The organism is Paenibacillus sp. FSL W8-0439 (genome assembly GCF_038008995.1).
Lineage (GTDB): Bacteria > Bacillota > Bacilli > Paenibacillales > Paenibacillaceae > Paenibacillus > Paenibacillus polymyxa.
On the sequence record NZ_JBBPAK010000001.1, the window covers coordinates 517501 to 538454 of the forward strand.

13 protein-coding genes, 17 tRNA genes and 2 rRNA genes (1 of these 32 running past the window's edge) are annotated in these 20954 nt (G+C 46.3%); 21 read left to right on the forward strand and 11 right to left on the reverse strand.

The features are described from left to right. The 19 genes from MKX36_RS02245 to MKX36_RS02335 form a co-directional block, all read left to right on the forward strand. Positions 1–1326 (forward strand): 23S ribosomal RNA (locus MKX36_RS02245) (it extends 1600 nt beyond the left edge of the window). 147 nt (positions 1327–1473) lie between these two features. Continuing rightward, a 5S ribosomal RNA gene (gene rrf, locus MKX36_RS02250) occupies positions 1474–1590 on the forward strand. A gap of 80 nt (positions 1591–1670) precedes the next feature. Beyond that, positions 1671–1746, forward strand: a tRNA-Ala gene (locus MKX36_RS02255). Positions 1747–1750: 4 nt separating this feature from the next. Next, positions 1751–1826, forward strand: a tRNA-Asn gene (locus tag MKX36_RS02260). Positions 1827–1829: 3 nt separating this feature from the next. Beyond that, positions 1830–1921, forward strand: a tRNA-Ser gene (locus MKX36_RS02265). A gap of 19 nt (positions 1922–1940) precedes the next feature. After that, a tRNA-Glu gene (locus MKX36_RS02270) sits at positions 1941–2012 on the forward strand. Between the two features lie 9 nt (positions 2013–2021). After that, positions 2022–2097 (forward strand) — tRNA-Val (locus tag MKX36_RS02275). Positions 2098–2126: 29 nt separating this feature from the next. Beyond that, positions 2127–2200 (forward strand) — tRNA-Met (locus tag MKX36_RS02280). A 25-nt stretch (positions 2201–2225) separates the two neighbouring features. Then, positions 2226–2302: transfer RNA gene (locus MKX36_RS02285), tRNA-Asp, on the forward strand. A 13-nt stretch (positions 2303–2315) separates the two neighbouring features. After that, a tRNA-Thr gene (locus MKX36_RS02290) sits at positions 2316–2391 on the forward strand. A 4-nt stretch (positions 2392–2395) separates the two neighbouring features. Beyond that, positions 2396–2481 (forward strand) — tRNA-Tyr (locus MKX36_RS02295). A 102-nt stretch (positions 2482–2583) separates the two neighbouring features. Beyond that, positions 2584–2658, forward strand: a tRNA-Gln gene (locus tag MKX36_RS02300). Positions 2659–2662: 4 nt separating this feature from the next. After that, positions 2663–2738: transfer RNA gene (locus tag MKX36_RS02305), tRNA-Lys, on the forward strand. 12 nt (positions 2739–2750) lie between these two features. Then, positions 2751–2831, forward strand: a tRNA-Leu gene (locus tag MKX36_RS02310). Between the two features lie 11 nt (positions 2832–2842). Beyond that, positions 2843–2917: transfer RNA gene (locus tag MKX36_RS02315), tRNA-Gly, on the forward strand. 5 nt (positions 2918–2922) lie between these two features. Beyond that, positions 2923–2999 (forward strand) — tRNA-Arg (locus MKX36_RS02320). Positions 3000–3011: 12 nt separating this feature from the next. Beyond that, a tRNA-Leu gene (locus MKX36_RS02325) sits at positions 3012–3091 on the forward strand. A gap of 7 nt (positions 3092–3098) precedes the next feature. Continuing rightward, positions 3099–3175: transfer RNA gene (locus MKX36_RS02330), tRNA-Pro, on the forward strand. Positions 3176–3183: 8 nt separating this feature from the next. Continuing rightward, positions 3184–3254 (forward strand) — tRNA-Gly (locus MKX36_RS02335). 802 nt (positions 3255–4056) lie between these two features. On the opposite strand, the gene MKX36_RS02340 is transcribed toward MKX36_RS02335, so the two are convergent. From MKX36_RS02340 to MKX36_RS02385, 10 genes are all read right to left on the reverse strand, one after another. Then, a complete protein-coding gene (locus tag MKX36_RS02340) occupies positions 4057–5343 on the reverse strand; it encodes a DUF418 domain-containing protein (protein ID WP_340864140.1) in 1287 nt (428 codons plus the stop codon). Positions 5344–5555: 212 nt separating this feature from the next. After that, positions 5556–8366: a M14 family metallopeptidase gene (locus tag MKX36_RS02345; protein WP_340864141.1), complete on the reverse strand. Its 2811-nt coding sequence runs from the start codon at positions 8364–8366 to the stop codon at positions 5556–5558. 110 nt (positions 8367–8476) lie between these two features. Further along, complete coding sequence (locus tag MKX36_RS02350) at positions 8477–9487, reverse strand: LCP family protein (RefSeq protein ID WP_016819428.1); 1011 nt, start codon at positions 9485–9487, stop codon at positions 8477–8479. Positions 9488–9534: 47 nt separating this feature from the next. Then, positions 9535–10233: an SGNH/GDSL hydrolase family protein gene (locus MKX36_RS02355; protein ID WP_107734761.1), complete on the reverse strand. Its 699-nt coding sequence runs from the start codon at positions 10231–10233 to the stop codon at positions 9535–9537. A 27-nt stretch (positions 10234–10260) separates the two neighbouring features. After that, positions 10261–12069, reverse strand: a complete 1809-nt coding sequence (locus MKX36_RS02360; RefSeq protein ID WP_340864142.1) for an acyltransferase family protein — start codon at positions 12067–12069, stop codon at positions 10261–10263. Positions 12070–12253: 184 nt separating this feature from the next. Continuing rightward, positions 12254–13399, reverse strand: a complete 1146-nt coding sequence (locus MKX36_RS02365) for a hypothetical protein (protein WP_016819431.1) — start codon at positions 13397–13399, stop codon at positions 12254–12256. A 3-nt stretch (positions 13400–13402) separates the two neighbouring features. After that, complete coding sequence (locus MKX36_RS02370; protein WP_340864143.1) at positions 13403–14863, reverse strand: sensor histidine kinase; 1461 nt, start codon at positions 14861–14863, stop codon at positions 13403–13405. Further along, the gene (locus MKX36_RS02375) at positions 14853–14993 is read right to left on the reverse strand and encodes a hypothetical protein (RefSeq protein ID WP_162835289.1); all 141 of its coding nucleotides are present in this window, start codon (positions 14991–14993) and stop codon (positions 14853–14855) included. Before MKX36_RS02375 ends, MKX36_RS02370 begins: the two co-directional genes overlap by 11 nt. Positions 14994–15201: 208 nt before the next feature. Then, positions 15202–15699 (reverse strand): CcdC family protein, encoded by a 498-nt coding sequence (locus MKX36_RS02380; RefSeq protein ID WP_016819434.1) that lies wholly within the window; start codon positions 15697–15699, stop codon positions 15202–15204. 164 nt (positions 15700–15863) lie between these two features. Then, positions 15864–16340 (reverse strand): disulfide oxidoreductase, encoded by a 477-nt coding sequence (locus MKX36_RS02385; protein WP_016819435.1) that lies wholly within the window; start codon positions 16338–16340, stop codon positions 15864–15866. Positions 16341–16570: 230 nt separating this feature from the next. On the opposite strand from MKX36_RS02385, the gene MKX36_RS02390 reads away from it, so the two are divergent. Continuing rightward, entirely contained in the window at positions 16571–17197 is a 627-nt protein-coding gene (locus tag MKX36_RS02390; protein WP_013369121.1) for a nitroreductase family protein, read from the forward strand. A 104-nt stretch (positions 17198–17301) separates the two neighbouring features. Here MKX36_RS02390 and mprF read toward each other — a convergent pair whose 3' ends face one another. After that, positions 17302–19944, reverse strand: coding sequence for a bifunctional lysylphosphatidylglycerol flippase/synthetase MprF (mprF, locus tag MKX36_RS02395; protein ID WP_107734762.1), 2643 nt, complete (start codon positions 19942–19944; stop codon positions 17302–17304). A gap of 213 nt (positions 19945–20157) precedes the next feature. Between mprF and MKX36_RS02400 the strand changes: the two genes are divergently transcribed. Then, complete coding sequence (locus tag MKX36_RS02400) at positions 20158–20919, forward strand: AAA family ATPase (RefSeq protein ID WP_017428075.1); 762 nt, start codon at positions 20158–20160, stop codon at positions 20917–20919. Positions 20920–20954: the final 35 nt, after the last annotated feature.

Consider the following 20954-nt stretch of genomic DNA (forward strand, 5'->3'; position numbering starts at 1 on the left):
CATGATCTCAGACTGCCAAGAAAAGCCTCTAGCCAGGAGAAGGTGCCCGTACCGCAAACCGACACAGGTAGGCGAGAAGAGAATTCTAAGGCGCGCGGAAGAACTCTCGTTAAGGAACTCGGCAAAATGACCCCGTAACTTCGGGAGAAGGGGTGCCTCGGTAGGGTGAATAGCCCGAGGGGGCCGCAGTGAAAAGGCCCAAGCGACTGTTTAGCAAAAACACAGGTCTGTGCGAAGCCGCAAGGCGAAGTATACGGGCTGACGCCTGCCCGGTGCTGGAAGGTTAAGGGGAGTGGTAAGCCTTCGGGCGAAGCTATGAACCGAAGCCCCAGTAAACGGCGGCCGTAACTATAACGGTCCTAAGGTAGCGAAATTCCTTGTCAGGTAAATTCTGACCCGCACGAATGGCGTAACGACTTGGGCGCTGTCTCAACGAGAGATCCGGTGAAATTTTAATACCTGTGAAGATGCAGGTTACCCGCGACAAGACGGAAAGACCCCATGGAGCTTTACTGCAGCTTGATATTGAATTTGGGTACGATCTGTACAGGATAGGTGGGAGCCGTTGAACCTTGAGCGCCAGCTTGAGGGGAGGCATCCTTGGGATACCACCCTGATCGTATCTAGGTTCTAACTTGGTACCGTGATCCGGTACGAGGACAGTGTCAGGTGGGCAGTTTGACTGGGGCGGTCGCCTCCTAAAGAGTAACGGAGGCGCCCCAAGGTTCCCTCAGAATGGTTGGAAATCATTCGAAGAGTGCAAAGGCAGAAGGGAGCTTGACTGCGAGACCTACAAGTCGAGCAGGGACGAAAGTCGGGCTTAGTGATCCGGTGGTACCGCATGGAAGGGCCATCGCTCAACGGATAAAAGCTACCCTGGGGATAACAGGCTTATCTCCCCCAAGAGTCCACATCGACGGGGAGGTTTGGCACCTCGATGTCGGCTCATCGCATCCTGGGGCTGAAGTAGGTCCCAAGGGTTGGGCTGTTCGCCCATTAAAGCGGTACGCGAGCTGGGTTCAGAACGTCGTGAGACAGTTCGGTCCCTATCTGTCGTGGGCGTAGGAAATTTGAGAGGAGCTGTCCTTAGTACGAGAGGACCGGGATGGACGTACCGCTGGTGTACCAGTTGTTCCGCCAGGAGCACCGCTGGGTAGCTATGTACGGAAGGGATAAGCGCTGAAAGCATCTAAGCGTGAAGCCCCCCTCAAGATGAGATTTCCCAATTAGTAAGACCCCTTGAAGACGACGAGGTAGATAGGTTGGGGGTGGAAGTGCAGTAATGCATGGAGCTGACCAATACTAATCGGTCGAGGGCTTATCCTAAGATAAGGCGCAATGAAGTTTCGGATCCAGTTTTCAGGGTGTAAAAGCATTGCATCGTATAAGTTCGAGTAGCTTATATGAGGCAAGCGAACACACAGCATTTGGCGATGCTGATTCCTGAAAAAGAATTTGCGAGGCAAATTCATGTTTGGTGGCGATAGCGGAGGGGTTCCACACGTACCCATCCCGAACACGACCGTTAAGCCCTCCAGCGCCGATGGTACTTGGACCGCAGGGTCCTGGGAGAGTAGGACGCCGCCAAGCATAAGCCCCTTCTCTGGGGATTTTTTTTCGCCTGTAAGACTGACCTCTATATAGTCAGAATTAAGTGTTATGTCTAAGATGGGGCTATAGCTCAGCTGGGAGAGCGCCTGCCTTGCACGCAGGAGGTCAGGGGTTCGATCCCCCTTGGCTCCACCAATATTCCCTGATAGCTCAGTTGGTAGAGCACTCGACTGTTAATCGAGTTGTCACAGGTTCGAGTCCTGTTCGGGGAGCCATATGGAGAGGTGTCCGAGTTGGCCGAAGGAGCACGATTGGAAATCGTGTAGGCGCCAAAAGCGTCTCGAGGGTTCGAATCCCTCTCTCTCCGCCAGCTCTTATAATAGATATGTGGCCCGTTGGTCAAGGGGTTAAGACACCTCCCTTTCACGGAGGTAACAGGGGTTCGAATCCCCTACGGGTCATAGTAGTATGGAGGCTTAGCTCAGCTGGGAGAGCATCTGCCTTACAAGCAGAGGGTCGGGGGTTCGATCCCCTCAGCCTCCACCATTAATAGTATTAAGAAATACCTTTGATGTCGCGGGGTGGAGCAGTTCGGTAGCTCGTCGGGCTCATAACCCGAAGGTCGTAGGTTCAAATCCTGCCCCCGCAATTAATTTCCTGTTGGAAATGCCTCTGGAACTGTGGTGTAGAGGCCTAACATGCCTGCCTGTCACGCAGGAGATCGCGGGTTCGAATCCCGTCAGTTCCGCCATTTAATTTAATATGCCGGTGTAGCTCAACTGGTAGAGCAACTGACTTGTAATCAGTAGGTTGGGGGTTCAAGTCCTCTCGCCGGCACCATTTTGGAGGATTAGCGAAGTGGCCAAACGCATCAGACTGTAAATCTGCTCCCTTACGGGTTCGGTGGTTCGAATCCATCATCCTCCACCAGTTTTATTGCCATGGTGGTCGTGACGAATGGATTAACGTACTGAATTGTGGCTATGGCATTTGTGGGTGCAAGTCCCATCAATCGCCCTGTTGAATACATAATGGGGATTAGCCAAGCGGTAAGGCAACGGACTTTGACTCCGTCATGCATAGGTTCAAATCCTATATCCCCAGCCATTAAGAGCCATTAGCTCAGTTGGTAGAGCACCTGACTTTTAATCAGGGTGTCGAAGGTTCGAGTCCTTCATGGCTCACCATTATTATTGTATGCGCGTGTGGCGGAATTGGCAGACGCACTAGACTTAGGATCTAGCGTCTTTGACGTGGGGGTTCAAGTCCCTCCACGCGCATACCTGTTTTTGCGGACGTGGCTCAGCGGTAGAGCATCGCCTTGCCAAGGCGAGGGTCGCGGGTTCGATTCCCGTCGTCCGCTCCATATTTGCGCCCTTAGCTCAGCTGGATAGAGCGTTTGACTACGAATCAAAAGGCCGGGAGTTCGAATCTCTCAGGGCGCGCCATTAATTTCATAAGCCGGTGTGGCGGAATTGGCAGACGCGCGCGACTCAAAATCGTGAGGGAAACCGTGGAGGTTCGAGTCCTCTCACCGGCATCTATTTCGGGATGTAGCTCAGCTTGGTAGAGCACCTGGTTTGGGACCAGGGGGTCGCATGTTCAAATCGTGTCATCCCGACCACTTTTTTTGCGGGTGTAGTTCAATGGTAGAACTCCAGCCTTCCAAGCTGGTAGCGTGGGTTCGATTCCCATCACCCGCTTTATATAGATGAAAGAAGAGATGGCATAAGCCATCTCTTCTTTTTGTATTTATTAAGCTATCGTTTCCCGTTAGATTACGACCGCTTATAATAGCTCTTCTTATTAATCCAGTTAATGCACGAGGTGGACCTTGGTTAATATTTATTTTTTGCTCTAAAAGGTTTGTAGAAGGCACGAATGTCCTGAGCTAAAAGCTCAGGCTCTTCCATGGCAGTAAAATGCCCTCCGCGAGCGATTGAAGTCCAGCGAGTTACATTTAGGTTGCGCACGCCCATTCTTTAGGCGTTAACAATATATCTGCTGGGAATAATGTAATTCCGGTTGGCACTTTTATGTAGCTCAATGACGGCAAAGAATGTGAATTTTCATAATACATACGTGTAGTAGGTGGCTTTATTGGTCTTATGCGAAAAATAAGGGTCATAAAATGAGTCCAATGTTCGATATCTTTGTTCAGCATCTGGAGCAGTCAGGAGTGTCCGATAGGAGCGTATTGGATGGATAAGAAAACAAAGACTATATAGCAGCTTAGAAAAATCAGCGAGACAAGCAGAATTCAGAAAACAGTCAAAGAAATCCCAATTACGATACTGGGTGTTGCTAAAACGGTGGGGATAAGCCCCCCGGATAATCCGGGGGAAAATAGCAAGGAATTAGTTCCTTCCTGATAACTCTGTTCAATGATCATCTTATTGCCCTAGTTAATCTAGACACCTTTTGTAGGCTTTTTATACAGATAGCGAACTTTTTATCTGGTATCTTTTTTGATCAGTCCGTTATATAGAGTATCAAGAAGGCTATCTACTTTACAGTTTGTGAGACTGGTTGGGTAGGGCTGAACAATCGGTCAAAGCGGCGCATCAATCCTTCAAGCGGACCAACAGGACGCTGAGCAATCAATAATCCCAGCAGTAGTGTTGCAACTGAGATCATTACGTTGCCGAATGGAATTCCATCCAGACTGTGCTCAATCTTTGTCAGATCAAGAATCCACACCACTACAAACTGAAAGGCATACATGGTCAGGGCGACACGTCCGACTGCTGCGAAAGGCATTAATACAGCGGAGGTTTTTTTGGATACGAGGCACGTAACTCCCATTACCAAAAATGAAATTCCTAATCCTATCATCGTCTGGAATGTCGAAGCGGTGTGCGGAGCCGTTCCCAAAAGGAGCTGCCACATCGGTGATTCCGTATTAAGAGGCCAAATTGCGTATTCATCCGGCTGTACAGGAGCAGTTCCTTGCACACTTATCAGCCATTGTTCAAAGTGAAGATTCCAATTCGGAAGCACAAAAGCGGCCATTACTTTGCCAATAACAAGCATAACGATACCGCTGCCTGCGAGTGAGAGGGCTGTACGTAATCTGGTGAGGTCAACGCGACCAATGGCCATACCAGCAACAAATGCAGGAGTCAAGGCGAGGGCAGACATCGGACCTCCCGCGATATCACCAAGAAGATAAGCTTTTGAGAAAATGCTTGATCCAAGAATCATTAGCGGCGGGGCCGTTACGAGCAAAACGACTGCTGTTGTAACAATGGTGCGGGTCGAACGACGAAATAACATGAGGGCCAACACAAACATAGCTGCATAGGCAGGCAAAATGATGCCGTATGAAGTGTTCAGCATAATAAGCAAATAACCAATAATATCAACAAACACCGCACGGGCCAGCATTCGTGCACGAAAAGCGGTCGCCTTTGCTCCTCGATCCATCATACGCTGTCCCATAATAGAATAGGAGATACCGCCGCACAACACAAATAATAGGGTGGTATTTCCGGAAACAATTGCAGAAACGCTTGGATTTGATCCGAAATGCTGCAAATACATTCCCAGCACGGCCAGTCCGCGCGCAGCATCAAGCGCAACGAGACGTCCTTTGATGCTGTGTGTCTTTCTCCGTGGCTCTGTCACAGAGCTTTGGGGGAGATTATCGGTTTCTGTACTGTCGTGAGATGAGGTGGTCCCTGATGTGTCCACTGCTTTATTATCCATGTTATTAGCAACCGGATCTTCAATCTTTGTGTCCCCCTCATATTTTCTGACAGATCTGCTTGTCAGTTTGATGCTACTTAGCAAATTACATTCCTCCCTAAAATATTGAATTCATACATTCCATAAATCCCTGTTGTGAACAGGATTCATTTCACGTTCTAATCCAAATATAGCCTTCAGATGTCGCTAAAATTTGATCAAGTTGTAAACAAAATGTCACAGAGGACAATAACCCTTATCACAAAGACAACCTTACTCACGGCTGATCACCGGAATAAGGTTGTTTGCAAAATCATTCAGGGTTTGCTGGGAACGGCATTGAAAATCGAATTGGCCAGTAGTCGGAATTGATGCTGCGGATGAGCGCCATTGGTTAGATCGTTGGAGAAAACTGTGATATTCTTTTTGTTTTCCATATAGGTGAAGGCCATGATCTTTCCTCTTGCAGCATCGTGACCTGGCCACCAACCTGCTTTGAAGAAGTTTTCTTTATTGCTAATGGTTGCAAGAACTTTTGCGGCTTTAGGTAGCTTCGTAATGTAAGAACCTGTAACGGTGTAGAAATATTCTTCGTTATCGTAAGGGGCTGTAATCACATGATCCTGTTGGACATTCGCCAGGAAGACCCCTTCGTATTTTTCCCATGTCGGTCCAGCAAACGCAAATTGAGGAATCCAGTTTTTCACGTTACCCATCCCCATATTTCCATAAGCAATGTATGGCTTTCCTTTCTCAACAAGTTTGTCGGAATCGAATGTATTCACGAGCACATCGGCATGCTGCTGATCATCGGTCACTTTAAAACCGAGATTTTTGAGCACATAAGCCGGTTCGCCGAGAGCGGCTACTGTAGAAGGTTTAAGAACTTTGCCAACGGGTTTGTTATTGCCGAATGCCGTGACATCAAGATAGTATTTTGACACCAGCGGATGCAGATCATCATAGGCCACTGCAAAGTCACCCGCTTCATATCCTGTTCCGCTTTTGGATAGCATCGTAACCACTTTGCCGGATTTAAGTAATTCATTGACCGTTTTGATGGCATCGTTATTGGTGTTGCGGATTAAAACATAGGCAGAATCATTCGGCAATGATGTGGCCGGAATCGATACGGAAGTCACCGGAGTCGTTTTGCCCGCAAACACGCCGGCTTCTCTAATCACATCACGTTCAAATCCTCGCGTGACGGGAAAGTTCTGCACAATCTCGCCAGCTACGGAAGCATAATCTGAGACGTTAATACCGTCATATAAAACCATGTTTGCGATGCCGTGTTTAGCCTGATGCATATTTATGATAAATGAACCCGCGGGGTAGGTCTTGCCAGCAGTACTTACAGCCTCTGTCGAGCGTTCAACCGTTACTCCATTGCGGATAAGATACTCAATCATCCGATAGGCTTCCAGCGGATTTTTTTGAAGACTTTTATCGATCGGCAAAACGTAATACTCAGGAAAAAAATTCTCATTACCGTGACGGGGGCGACCGATGATCTGATTTTTTGCATTGAATAGATACCGATCTACGGCATGATCATCGATATTATTAACTCCACGTTCATATACTTTTAGCTGGTTCAAAAATAACTTTTCTTTCTTTTGCATAACAAAATCAGTTGCTGCAGCGACACTATAATACAATGCTTTGGTCGACTCTTCATTCGATTCAGGTGTTTCCAGCGTATGTCCCATTGCACCATGGTGCATGGCGAAGACAGCTGTATAGGCTGGAGATGCATCATCCCATCCTGAAGCAGTTCCCTTCGAAACATATTTAGGATTTTCAACTGTTTTACGATGCTCTTCATAAGGAATATGGTAGTAATCATACTTCGTGTTTGCTATACCTGCTTCACCCATCGCTTTGGCCTGTTCTACCATGTTATCCATAAGTAGATCGTACTCAATATTCGGATCGTGAGGCGGTGTGGTAGGCTCGATCAGAAAATTCTTATCAAACCCATGCAGATCTAAGAAAGAAATCGGCGACCACTTGGCGATTTGCTCTGTGATACTGCGTGTTTCAGGCTGGGTTTGATATGAATTATCCCGATTTAAGTCAAAATATTCAGCATTATAACGTTCGGTATGAACCCTTCCATCTGGATTTTCTGTATACAGGAACAGGAAAAACACATGTTCAAGCGCATCATCCATATTGAGAGTTACCGTACTCGATTTTCCATTGGACAAGTTGGTCTTGTACGTAACATTTTTATCGAGTGCCATAGTCTTAAAATAATTGATAATCGCATCAAAGCCTGGCGCTTCATTCGGATGAATATTGTTGATCCAGATGGGCACTTGATAATCTCCGAATGCACCGGATTGAATATCGTTCTCCAGCTTTGCAGGATCATTCAGCATGGCAGGGTGAGTTACATTCTGATATTTGTCAATCGTTGCTTGATCTTTGGCAACCATAGTCATAAAAATATCGCGGCCTTCAACGGATTTGCCGATCGACAACGTTTTAATGTATCTGTCGTTTTTTTGAGCTGCCTGTGCCGTAATCGCATCAATCTCCGGCTTCAGCTCATCATAGGTACGGAAGCTGTCGTACGGGACCAACTTAATAGGTGCTTGGGCAACGGTTTTGCCGTTGACTACTGCAGCCAGTTCATAGGTTCCCATCAATGATGCGTACAGTGGACGCTGCAGACTCGGCTCGGCAAGATTCTCCGTACCATAGGTAAGACCGAAATTGATACTGGCAGTGACTTCTGCGTGTTCGGCTTTGACCTGAGTAACGGTGATAAAGGGGGCGCCATTATAACCGCGATTCTTGTACGATTTCCATTCCGATAATGGCTTACCACCATAGGTCCAGCTTATTTTCTTTATATCGGTACCCTTCGGAAGCTTAAATCTAGCCTTAATAGTTCTTTTCTTCGTCATGGATGCCACATGGCTATCCAATTTTAGTGTCGGGGTATTTTTAACCTGCGTTGAAATTATTTTTGTTGGTTCACTCTTATCGTTCAACAACGTGCTTTTTGCACGTTGCGCAGCATCAGCCATAGCCATGTGCGGAGCAGTGATCTCCAGAAGCATGGCGGCGGATATAGTTAATGCCAAGCAGAACCTTACGATCTGTTTTGTACCCATTCTTTTTCCCCCTATAGATAACCGGAAGATCATGTTATGCTCTTCTTTATTCACATAGAGCATTTAACAGACTATTGTCCGGCAAATACGATCTAATATATTGTCTAACCCTATTCAAAATCTGTTTTCTGCTCCTGCCCCGAAGAATTGTCTGTAATCGAATTTGAGGAGTCGGAATTTATGATACTTTGCACAAATTGCTTCAAATCTGTTCGACTTTTTACATCCAGAACAGCCGCCTTGCCCACATAAGTTTCTTTTAATAGCTTCATTGGCGGTATTTGTTCATTTCCGTTTAATGTACTTTGGTACCCTACTGAAGCCAAATTCCACATATCAGAGACTGACAAATTGGTATCGATATACGGACTGATTTCCTCTAGAATAGAAGGGAATTTCATAATGGAAGTCGTTGTTTTTACCTTCTCGGCTAATGCCGTAATAAATTGCCGTTGTCTTTTTGTTCTGGAATAATCGGACATGGCATCATGACGAAAACGGACATATTGAAGCGCCGTTTTGCCGTCGAAATGCTGCTGTCCCTGTTTTAAATTAATATCATACTCATGCAGATCGGCCTTGCTTTCATAGTACATATCCTTCTCGACATAAAAATCGAGTCCGCCTACAGCATCTACGAGTTTAATAAACCCCTGGAAATCCGTGTATACATAAAAATGAACTGGCACCCCCAGCAATTCGCTGACTGCTTTCATCGCCGTATCGGGTCCATGCGTAACAGCGGTATTAATTCGATTTTTGCCGTGCCCAGGAATATCCGTATAAGTGTCTCGAAGAATCGAAAACACATGAATACGCTTATCGGTAGGATTCAACGAAACGACCATCATGCTATCGGATCGGGGTACACTGCCCTTGTTGTTCTCGCGAGTATCCACGCCCATCAGCAAAATATTTACAGGTTCGGTTCCCTCCCATTCCGGTGCTTTTAGTGCTTCGACTTTATCAGTGCTCACTTTAACAAATGGGGAGTTTTCCGGGGTTTTACTAAGTCCTTCTAACCCTTTGTAAATGGAAAAGAAATAATAAAAGATAAAGCTTACAGCAGCGACCCCAAGTAACAACGTTACAATCAATATCCTCTTTTTCCTCTGTGTCATGTCATTCTTCCTTTCTAGATGTATAGACGCGCAGGCCCCTTTCTGTATTAAGATTTTTGCAAGGCTGCTACGAGGAGTGAAGTGTAATATCGGCTACCATCTGGTTTTAAATGGACACCATCTTTATAAAAGTATTCGTCTTTGCCTACACTGGCCGAATACCAGTCCATCACGCTGACGTTGTTAAACTCATCGGCGACCTGTGCAATCGTGTCATTCACCGTGTTTTGCCATCCTTTCGGAACCCGGGTGGTGACCAAGATTACCTGTCTGGCTCCGGAAAGGGATTGCAGTACGTCGTGCAGTTGGTTTTTGCTAAACGGACCATTGGTGCCGAGTTCGATAATGACCTGGTCTCCCAGTTTGCCTTGGGCGGCCAATTCATTAATGACTTTTACAGCTTGAGACATCTGCCGGCCAACCTTACCGTCAACCGTCATATTCGGAAGCTGCTCTTTTAAATAAGGCTCAATTCCGACCGTAACCGAATCTCCAATCATCGTGACGCCCTCGCCGTTTAAGGAAGCAGATGATTGAGCTTGTTCCCCGCTGGTGCTAGAAGCCGCACGCTTTTGTGCAGCAGTCTGCATCTTATCAAGATTGTATAGAGAAGAGTCCTTGCTGCGGGATTCGTGATCATCTGAATTTTGCTTTGCGTGCATATGGAGAACTATGGCACCTAAAAAGATAAGGATAATCATAAATCCCCATAATCCGCTTACCATCCATCCATTTTTTTTGTTCATAGCTAGTTCATCCTTTCCTTTAACATGCTAGTAGGTTTTATCTTGTTTGATAGCATCAATTAACAACGAGGCATAATACTGAGCGCCTTCTGGTTTCAGGTGGACACCATCACCATAAAATAGATCGTCCCGGTTTTCGCTGGCTGAATACCAGTCGATAAGCTGGACATTTTGAAATTCACCAGCAATTTCACGCAGATTGTCATTTACGGTATTCTGCCAACCTCTTGGTACTCTAGTTGTTATCAGATAAATTTGCTGGGAGTCCTGCAGTGAAGCCAGCAAGGACTTCAGTTGACTCTGGTTAAAAACGCCGTTGGTGCCGAGTTCAATAATGATTTTATGGCCAAGTTTACCCTGTTCCCGCAGGCCATCAAGCACATCACCTGCCTGTGACATTTGACGTCCCACCTTGCCATCAATGATCATACCGGGGAGCTGCTTTTCCAGAAACGGGGCGGCATCCAGAATAACGGAATCTCCGATCGCAGTGATCCCCGCTCCTTCTGCGGAGTGGCTTGTATTTTCAGCGGGATGATTTTCATCGGAACAGCTGCATTGCAGTTGTTCTGTCTGGACGGGGTCCCGGCTTACGGCTGCTGGTGCATCAGGTACAGGATCTGGAGCTGGTGAATCCGTCTTCCATGATGCCAGGACGAGAATGATGGCGATAACAATGACGACAAGGCCTAGCTGGCTGCCAGCGCCTGACCTGCGGAGTGATTGCAGGCCAGTCCAAAAGGTTCCACGGCGGATGGGCTCTTCGATGTATCTGTAGGAAAGACCCGCCATTATGAAACTGGCCGTTACCTGCAGAGCCATGCGCATATAGCTGGCATCATCGGTATTTACCACGGGACTTGATAAAATAATGATTGGATAATGCCATATATACAGACTGTAAGATCGTTTACCGATCCAGCTTAGAGGCCGGCAGCCGAGTAATCGTTCCAGTCGGTTGGCTGGATGAACCAGTACAGCGATAACAACCGCAGTAATGAGTGATAAATAAAGAAAACCGCCGCGATACAGCGAATCATCATACTCGTTGGTCTGAGCAATCAGGATAAACAGCATTACAATGCCCAGCACGCCATTCATATCCAGCATGGTGCGGGATGAAGAAGATACATTGTTGCTCAGTCTCCAACTGGGCCAGACAACCGCCAGAGCCGCTCCGATCAAAATAGCAGACGCGCGCGTGTCCGTCCCGTAATACACCCTGCTCGGGTCTGTTCCGGGTTCGTATATAACGGCCATGGCTATGGCGGATACGAAGGCGCAACCCAGAATGTATAACATAAGTCTGCCTCGTCGCGGTGCAAGGCACAGACCAATCAGTAGAACGAGCGGCCAGATGACGTAAAACTGTTCCTCAATGGAAAGCGACCAGAGGTGCCCGATAGGTGAAGCCGGACCAAAGCTCTCAAAATATGAAACATGATGAAAAATGAGATACCAGTTGTTTACGTAAAAAAGCGAGGATACAAAATGGCCTTCTAATGCTTGCAGTCTGGAAAAATCGGTAATTAAAAGCCACAATGCCACTGCAGTCAGCATAAAGAGCATTGCCGGCAGTAGTCTGCGCATTCGTCTGATCCAGAACCGCACAATGGAAAAACCGTTGCGTGTCCTCCATTCATAAAGGATCTGATCCGTAATCAGATAGCCTGACAGGACGAAGAAAATCTCCACTCCTAGCAGCCCACCCTCTGCCCATCTAAGATGAAGATGATAAGCAATAACAGCAAGCACAGAGATGGCCCTTAGCCCATCCAGACCGGTCATATAACGTTTTATGGGTTGATTTAGGTGCAGATTCGGATTTTCATTCACTATGGTCCATTCCTTGTCCTTATAGGCTAATGATCTTGCTTCATTTACTATAGAAAAAAGATGTCGCGAAAGTTTGATCAACATGTAAACAAATTGTCACAACGGTTGCAAAAAGAAAAACCTTATTCCGGCTGAACAACCGAAGTAAGGTTTTTGACATCCACAAATATAGAAATCCTAATCGCTATTTCAACTCAATGATCAATGACTCCTTACTAGGAGAATCCGTTGGCGCAGTCTGCGAGGAATCCAACTGTTTTTGTCCTTGAAGTAGTACACTTTTATTGTTCGGATTCCAATACATATGCGTTGGCACAATTCCGCGATACACCGGTTCGTTGTACAGTATATTTCTTCCCTGCACCTTGGCTACGTAAGTGACATTTTGATCATACACGGTGTATGCGATATTTTTCCTGTCAGGCGAAAATTCAAAATCAAGCACTTTTTCCAAAATGACAGAGAGCTCGCCGTTTCGCTGATCATATTCGTACAATGAATTATCCGTTCCGAGAAACACAAACTGGTCGTTATTCATCCAGGCTACTGAATCTCCACCAATCTGACGCTCGTATTGAAATTCAATATTCTTTCCCGAAACCTTCCCAAGGGTTAGCACCTTTTTCTGGCCTTGTTTTGCACCAAATAACTGTAGCAGTACGCTGCGGCCATCATTTGCAAGGTTAACACTCAAAAGTGTGTCTTCCTTTAGGATCCCTTTTAACTGATATTTGCTGGAAGTTTGAGACCCAACATCGTAGATGTATAGGCTATCAGCTCCATGATCAACCAGGTTTTCTACCAGGTAGCTGATATACGAACTGTTGGACGACCAGGAAACATATTGTACATAAGATTCGTTCCTGGTGCTGATCCTGTCTATTTCCTTTTCCTTGCCATCCTGCAAGGAAATAAGCTTTAAGGTTGTCTCCGAGGAAGAAGGGGAAACTTCGCAAATATATTTCCCATCGGGAGAAAGTATTGTATTGGAAGTTACCTTGTCGATTTCGGATATGACCTTGCTTTGCTCATACGGATAAGTTAAACGTTCCAGCGTGCCTCGCTTCAGTATGGTCATGGCCCCGAACGATGCGATGATGGCATCTCCAGACGACCAGCCCAGCAGCTGACCCCGATTTGCAAAACGATCCGGAAGCCGATATATTTTTTGGACCTGAAACGGACGAGAGCTTTGATCGGTACTGGAAACTTCATTGCTGTCGGCGATGACGACAGTCTCTGTTTTTGGTTCTGAACCGCATCCTGACAGCAGTAATATCACGAGAGATACGACCAGCGGCATTACAACATATTTATATTTATTGCCCATTATTCATTCTCCGTTCCCCGCGGTTTCCAGCGCTTTAAATTCTACCGTAACGATAGTTTCATTATGCTCATTTGTAATTAAGATGGAACCGGCAAGTTCTTCAACAATAGATTTCACAATGCTGAGTCCCAATCCTACACTGCCTTCTTCGGCGCTGTCGGAATGAGCCGGATAAAACGGCTGTAATAGGCGTGACAGATGTTCTGCTTCAATTGGATCGCTTGGATTGCTGAAGATCAAGCGAATCTTTTCTTCTGCCCGCACCGCTTTTACCGATACTGCCGAAAAAGGCAAACTGTATTTAATCGCATTATCTATCAAATTGATGAACATCTGTCTGATTCTGTCCCGATCGGCCAACATGATCAATTCCTCATTAATCTCATATTCAATGGTTTTTTTATAGCGCTGAGAGCGGATCATCATTGATTCACACACATCCTGCAGGATCAGCCCGATATCCACCCGTTCAAGCTCTTGGAGCATGATATTTTTGCGTGAAACTTCCAGTAGTTTTAGCACCATCGCATGCAGGCGCCTGCTCTCCTCGATAATATGATTCATTCCTTTATCAAAAAAAGCACGGTCTTTCTCACCGTTAAGCCTGATCAGCTCCGCATATCCCAAAATGGAGGTTAACGGCGTTTTCAGTTCGTGAGTAATATTGTCAAAAAAGCGCTTTTCCTGCTGGTGAAGCTGCTTTAAATGGTCCCGATCCTTCTCAATAATATGAATTTGTCTGCTAATTTGACCAATCATATCGTTAAAATTCTCAGCCAGTCGGCCAATTTCATCCTTGCGTTTAAAATGTAGGCGGATATCCAGATTTCCGTTTTTTACCTCGGTGGAGGCCTGCGTCAGTCTGGTCAGCGGGATGGTAATATGCCTGGAAAGAATATAGGAAAACAGAAAGGCTGCCGCAAAAATCGCTAGGGCAATATAGAGGGTAATCTGTCGAATCTGTCCGGTTTGTTCGTAAAGTGAGCTGAAATCTTTGTAAAAACGCAGGATGCCCACCTTTGAACCGTCTATAACAACCGGATAGGAGAAAAGAACAGTCGTCTTATTACGATCATAAGTAATGCTGTACGCTGTATTGCCGTCAATCGCTTGCTGCAGATCGCTTTGCATTTGCTGCTGAAATATGGAGCTGTCTGGGGCATAAAGCAATTTGCCTTCCACCGTATACACGCCAATACTGCTGTCCGTAGTATGGTTCAGATTAGTGGCTATCTCCCTGGCGATTTCTCCAAAATACAGCTCATTGCTGCTGAAATGGTTAATCAGGAAAGCCTGGCGTACATACACATTGCTATTATTTTTCAGTCCGACGAGTTCGGAGGTAACCAGATTCTGATTGCTTGTCTGGATAAATTCCTTGACTGTCTGATTAAGCACGACAAAAGAAAGCGAGAAAATCAGAAAAAAACCGATCAGAAATTTGATGCTGATTTTACGTATCATGCTTAACCACCCATTTTTTAAAATTTGTATCCGGCTCCGAGGACGGTAGTAATGCATCCCGTGGTCCGTACAAAAGCAAGTCGGTAATCGGAGCATCATTTTCAGTAATAAGAATCTTTGCTTTATTCATCGTAATCCTCATCTCTAATTTTAATACGGCAGGTTCATAACATCGTCCATTATATTAATCATTCAGGAGAAAACAATCAAATGTATAAAGAGAGAACCGACAGCCCTCGATAGACTAAAAAGACCAAAAAGACACGGTTCCTGTGGGGAGAACGTGTCTTTTTGGTCTATACAGCAACATGCGAGTGTGCACGTTAAATATCCGTTGGTCAGATGCGGACTTCCGTCTCGTCCGGAACGAACTGACGATATTGAAAATACATACGAAGCCGCCAGTGTAACAAGGTCCCGAAGGCTAGGATGAAAAATAGCCCTGCTGTTTGCGGAATGGTAATGTAATGCTGAATAAATTCATGCAGCAGCAATCGGACGATCAGTAGGCTGATCAGGATAAAAAAGAAGGTGCGTGAGCGTTGCACGAAAACCAGCCCTTCTTGCAACTCAAATTTAGTGCTGCGGATCAACGGGTAGGAAAAAATAAACCAGCCGACCAGAAAAGCGCCCAGCGCCCAAAGCCAGGGAACCCGTACTTCCGGTACCACAAACATCATAAAACCGGTGCTCATGCCGAGCGGAGGAATGATGATTTTTTTGGCATTAATCGGGCGATGACCTGTCTTCATACGGATGAAAATAGCCGATATAGCGATTAAGATCATACCGAAAGTTGCGCCATATTGCAGCAATGGGGTGCTGATATGAAACATGGACTGGCCCCCTCTATAAGGAATATAAGCGTTATTGGACAGACTGCAAACCTTTTACATTATAGCACATATGCAATGGATATATTTAGTTACAGTCTTTCCTCCGGCAAGCGGATTATACGCCTCTTGGTGGTAACCGGCCCTATAATCGGGTCTCTTTCATCTTATGCGAGTTCTGTTGCTTGTACCTCTCCCGTAGCTGATTTTTTCTCCTGACGTATGATATAACCCATCGCTACAATAATAAGGATAAAAGCAATGAGTGCAAGCAAAGGAATGGTGATGAAATCCAGCCAGTTCAGATAATCCTGTTCGCAGGATACTCTACCGCAAGCCGTCGAAGTTTGCGTGGCTGCTTTGGCGGCTGCATGGATACGCTGAATGATAAAATGATAGGCCGAAATCGCACCTCCAATGATAGCTAACGGCATAACGTAAATCCGTATTTTTGTGTCACCTCGAAAATATGCGATTCCGAGTAGAAGGGTCAGGGGATACATCAGAATACGCTGAAACCAGCACAGTTTACAAGGTTCATATCCCAAGATCTCGCTGAGATACAGACTGCCCAATGTCGCCACACAAGCTACTACCCAGGCGGCAAATAAAGCAATATCCGTTTTTTTAAACGATCCGATCATAGTAACGCTCCTTTTTAAATTCAAATGAGAACAGTATGAACTCATCGTGTCTTGTCCCATCGGCAGGCATTTGCCGATATGCATGTCTTTATCCGTATTGTACTGTATTTTGAGTGCGGGGTCATACTTAAACATATTGACATCATTCACTATCATTTTTATAATTGCAGTAGTTTGGGAAGTTAATGAAGATTCAAGATATATATTAAGAAATTAGGAGTGTGCCCAGAATGTCGAGCAGCCGGAAAAATGAAACCTTATCTGTTATTAGTGAAAGACACGCGGTAAAAAGCTATGTAAAGGATTTTAAAATGCCAGAGGAAGATCTGGAAGCAATCTTGACTGCCGCGGTAGAAGCTCCTTCCGCATGGAACCTTCAACATTGGAAATTCCTCGTTATCGAAAGCGAAGCAGACAAACAAAAATTGTTGCCTATAGCCTACAACCAAGGTCAAGTAGCAGAGAGCTCTGTTACGATTGCCGTACTGGGTGATCTGGAAGCGAACCGTAATGCTGTCATTTATGATCAAGCGGTAGAAGCAGGCGCATTGCCAGCGGAAATCCGTGACGCATTGGTAGGACAAATCAATGGCGCGTACCAAAACCCGCAGGTAGCTCGCGATGCAGCGATTCTGAACTCTGCTCTTGCAGCACAAAACATTATGCTGGCTGCTAAATCTTTGGGCTACGATACTTGCGCAATGGGTGGATTTATTCCAGCACAATTGATCGAGCAATTCAATATTCCGGCACGTTACCTGCCAACCATGCTTATTAGTGTAGGTAAAGCACAAGTACCAGCACGTCCATCAGGACGTTTCCCACTGTCTGACGTTGTTGTAAAAGGCAGCTTCTAAGACGAATAGTGAATATAAAAGGGTGTTCCTGCAACCATTGTGGCGAGGAACACTCTTTTTTACGTCGTTTTGAACTGTCAAAATCCTTTTATTTCGTACCTCGTTTAGTCTGAGCGTTTGGACACGAGATACACCAGTTCCAGCGTCAGGATCGGTAGAAAAACAGAAGCTGGATAGGCTAGATAGCGCGGCTCCCACTGCGGCTTGAACTTATCCTTGAAGCGTCGGAGCCCCTGGAAGCCGTAAAAATGTCCCCCGTATTGAAAAACAAGTCGAGCCAGCTTTTCCTCGCGCAGTGCCTTTTCGCTTTGTCCTACCTGGGACAGCGGTGCCATGCCCAGATTAAATGTCGTATATCCACTCTCCTTGGCCCACTCAATGACCCGTGTGAATAAGTAATCCATCGTTCCATTGGGTGTGTCAGGCAGGTGACGCATCAGATCGATAGAGACCGTCTGCCCATGATCATAGGCAGGGGCCATCGTGGCGAAAGCAATAACCTTCCCTTCAGAGTCTTTCAGCAATGCAATTGGAGCCAACTGAAGGTAAGATTCCTTGAACCAGCCGAGTGAATATCCCTTCTCCTTGCGCCCGTCCAGCCAAATATCCGAAATATGACGCATCTCCTCAATCAATGACGCCTCTAGAGGAGGCTGGATCATTTCGAATGAATAGCCTTCGCGGTCAAAGCGATTTTTGGCGCTTCGCAGTGCCTGATTGCTTTTGCCCGTTAGTGTAAAGGACTCCAGCGGCACGAGCGCTTCCTCGCCCAATTTAAAAAAGCGATAGCCGTTCTCGTGATAGATGGACAAATATTCCGGGGATGCTTGATAAAATACAGCCGTCAAAGCATAGCGATCCGCGAACCGTTGGAATTCCTGAATGGCTTCACTCACACGTTCTTTTGGACCGAGGGGGTCACCTAATACAATCAGTTTGTCCCGACTGCGAGCATAGGGGAGAACTACCTGTTCGTCCTTGGTCCAATACAGATATTTATCGCCGAGAAAAAGCATATGAGAAACGAGATTACCACCCTGTCGTTCCAAAAATTCTTTTAGCTTAACCAGTTCCTGTGCGTCGGGTAGATTGCTGATGCTACGTTGAGGACGAAGAAAGAAATATACCGTCAAGAATACCCATGCCAAAATCAAACTAAATACGGCTGTAACTCCGTAATCGCTGCGGTTCATAAAAAAGTCCAGGTGGACCTTGGCATGCAAATGACGCATAAATGGAGTATTGGAGCCTGCCCCGATTATAAAATAAGCACCAGTTACGAGTAGAGATAATCCGCCCCATATTAAAATGTTGTGCCGATTCAGCGGCGCACTGACCCGATAAAACCGTGAACGCGAAATCCACAGCATTAATGCCACGAACAGCAAAAATAAGGCTTCTTCAAAATCCAGACCTTTCGTGAAGGTGAAAATGGCTCCTGTCAGCAGCAGTATCAATGTTAGCCGCAATGCTCTGCGAATACGCAGAGAAATTCCGTGGGACAAAACGACAAGCATAATTCCGATGATAACCGAGATTTCATGCGATAAGCGCATAACTGGTAGAGTGAGCAAATGTTCAGCGAAACGGAGCCGATACAGTAGACCAGGCGTGGCGGCCGATAACAGAAGCACCACGCCGGAGATGAGTACCAGCTTGCCAAGCGCCCACACCCCCAGATCGGCTAAAAACCGAAATTGACCAGGCCAGCCCCATACCTTCTGCCAGGCATTCAGGGAGTAATCCCAGCCTGTCTCAGCGAGCTGGCTCAGGCGCTCGTTACGCGGGATCATTTCCAGCGCGGCTAATACCAGGCCGATGAGCCACGGAATGATGAAATAAAAGACGCGAAAGACCAGCAGCACAGCCAGCGCCCGGTCCGAGTTGGCTCCTGCCATTTGCAGCCCAAGCAGGGCGATAATATCGAATGCGCCGACGCCTCCGGGTGCAAGACTGATTAACCCTGCAATTGCGGCTATCACATAGATACCGAACACAGCATGGAGCGGCAGCTCATGGAGCAAGTGCGAGCCAATCCATGCAAAGGTAAGACCAGCCAGAAGCCATTCCAGTAGAGAGGCGCCAATGGAGGCAGAGATGGTGAACCAGGAGAGCTGTCCTTCTCCCTTGTTGAACCAGGTGGCATACTTTTTGGAGCGCTGCATGATCAGAAATAGAGGCAGGTATAGTGCCATACCCCACAGTGCCCAATGAAGCCATGGGTGAGCATCCAGCACAGGCTGCACTGGATACAGATGGACAATAGCACCCCAAGCCAGCAAAGATAGTCCGGTAATAACGACAGGTGAAAGAAATACGACCGCCGAGGTGATAACACCCAATGGCACACCGCTCTTTTTATACAGCACAGTGCGCAGTCCAGCTCCTGTAAAGCCGGCGAAGCCGAAGACATTATTGAAGGTATTGGAGATCCAGGCGTACCGGAATGTCGTTCCAGGCTTAACCTGAAGCTTATAATGATGCCTGATTACATAATCGTAAGCACTCATAGCTGCCACGGCTGCCAGGGAGAATAAGCCAATTTCGATGAGAAATGCAGCATCCATTCGCCGCAGCTCATGAAGCATCCGTGCCAGATTAAAGTCTTTTAGCTCTCGTCCAGCCTCCCATATAATAAAAGCCAGTACAGCCAGCGGTAGCAAAATACGCGTTAATCGCTGCCTATAGATGGTCATGATGTACTGTACGATTTTAAAGGATTGGATCGGTTTGTGATTTGACTTCATAGATTCACCTGCTTGAAAAAGGATAAGATTGAGACTGATAATGCGCGAAAAATTTTCTGCCCAAATAAAAGGCTTCGTTATATTATACCTGTAATAATAGCTTGAATAACAACAGAAGGGTTACGAAATGGGAGTTCAGATTGATTGCTGTAAATAATTCCAATATAATGATGGAATACCTAGTAAATTGCTTGGCATTGGAGCTGACTGGATATGAGTATATGGGATCGTAATCTTTTTATACGTCGATTGGAGCTATTATGGCCTCCAGATGCTGACAGGAGCCAATACCCTTTTAACTTAAAGGCTCTTCAACAGTGGAATGAACTCAAATTCCATCCTTCCGTTACCTATATTGTTGGAGAAAACGGTGTAGGTAAATCGACGCTTATGGAGGCAATCGCAGTCGCGTGGGGATTTAATCCAGAGGGTGGCACTAAAAATTTTAACTTTTCTACACAAGCCACGCATTCCGCGCTGCATGAGCATATTCGGTTGGTGAGAGGGATCGAAAAGCCGAGAGACGGCTTCTTTTTCCGGGCGGAGAGCTACTATAATGTGGCGACTCATATCGACGAGCTGGATCGAGAAGGAGGAGGGCGACCCATTCGAGATTCGTATGGGGGGAAGTCGCTACATGAGCAGTCGCATGGCGAGTCTTTTTTTGCTGCATTTGTGCATCGGTTTGGAGGACAAGGATTGTATATTTTGGATGAGCCAGAGGCAGCACTCTCGCCCTTACGCCAGATGGCCATGCTTGCACGGATTCATGAGCTTGTGCAGCAGGGATCGCAGTTTATCATTTCTACACATTCCCCCATCTTGATGTCTTATCCAGATTCGGTCCTGTATCATCTGACACATGAAGGGATCGACACACGGACGCTAGAGGAAACCGATCATTACATCATCACCAAACAATTTCTGAATAACAAGGAAAAGTTGTTGCAGGAGCTATTCGAAGATTCACCATAAGGATATAGGAAGTTTGGTAGTATCCACTTGATGAG